Here is a 241-nt window from a genome sequence, read left to right as displayed (position 1 = left end):
TGAAGCGGTCCGCGAACGCGCTGCGGAGCGCGGCGAAGAACGCCGCCGCCGCGTACTCGGTGTTCCAGCAGGAGTACCAGGAGGAGATCAACCGCGTACGGCACCGGGCCCGCAGGCCCAAGGCGCCCACGATGAACTGGGCGCAGCAGTGAGGCGCCGGCAGGCGGTCGATGAGACCGCACAGGCGCAGTTCGCGCAGCTGGTGAACACGCGCGAGGGCGGATCGGGTGCGGGCGGGGTC

At 71.8% G+C, this 241-nt stretch carries 1 pseudogene; it reads left to right on the top strand.

Annotated features, from left to right (window positions below):
* Window positions 1-152: pseudogene (locus tag STRAU_RS44305) on the top strand (plasmid transfer protein TraA); the annotation flags it as partial.
* Window positions 153-241 lie beyond the last annotated feature (89 nt).

Source organism: Streptomyces aurantiacus JA 4570 (assembly GCF_000414115.1).
GTDB classification, from domain to species: Bacteria; Actinomycetota; Actinomycetes; order Streptomycetales; family Streptomycetaceae; genus Streptomyces; species Streptomyces aurantiacus_A.
Note: the sequence above shows the minus strand (reverse complement) of the source record. Positions and strands in the feature narration are given on the sequence as shown.